Source organism: Streptomyces sp. SID3343 (assembly GCF_009865215.1).
Lineage (GTDB): Bacteria > Actinomycetota > Actinomycetes > Streptomycetales > Streptomycetaceae > Embleya.
Genome location: NZ_WWJX01001190.1, coordinates 1 through 614 on the forward strand (window position 1 = coordinate 1; position 614 = coordinate 614).

Sequence of the window (614 nt, forward strand, 5' to 3'; positions counted from 1 at the left end):
CCCGGACGGGGTTCGTCCGGGCCGTGCGTGGCCTGGGTGATCAGCCGTTCTCGTCGGGTTCGCCCGAACCTCGTGGCCGGGAGCCGATATTGCCGTATCCGGGCATCTCGTGCGGGCCGCGCCGTCTGCCGTCCTGCGGCATCTCGGCAGACTCACGGCCCCGGGTGTCCAGGTCCGGGCTCGGTGTGGTGGGGAGGTCGCGCGGCGGGGGCGGCGGCGGATTGCGTCGCCGCCGGACACCGCTCACGACAGGGATGATGAGAAGAACGGCGATCAGTGCCGCGGCGGGGATCGCCACTGCGGCGACGGTCCCCGCCGAGGCTGATTCGAGCTGTGCCAAAGCGGTCATGCCATTTCGGCTACCCAGTCTCGTCCGGGCAACGCACCCGTCTTGGGGAACGTCGTGGCGGGCGGTGAACTCGTCACCGTCGCCGCGGCCCGGGTCGAGCCGGGTCCGCACGGGCGCACGAGACGGTCCGGGTGCGAGGCGGATCGGCACGCGGGGCGGATCGGCGCGCGAGGCGGGCCGAGGTGCGAGGCGGTTCGGCGCGCGGCGTGGGCCGGGGCGGCGAGTTCACCCGGTCGACGGCAGTTGTTGGCGGTACGGACGACCT

At 73.5% G+C, this 614-nt stretch carries 1 protein-coding gene; it reads right to left on the minus strand.

The genetic code is table 11. The features are described 5' to 3' along the window. Positions 1–40 precede the first annotated feature (40 nt). Positions 41–349 (minus strand): DUF6479 family protein, encoded by a 309-nt coding sequence (locus GT354_RS37460; protein ID WP_161360846.1) that lies wholly within the window; start codon positions 347–349, stop codon positions 41–43. Positions 350–614 lie beyond the last annotated feature (265 nt).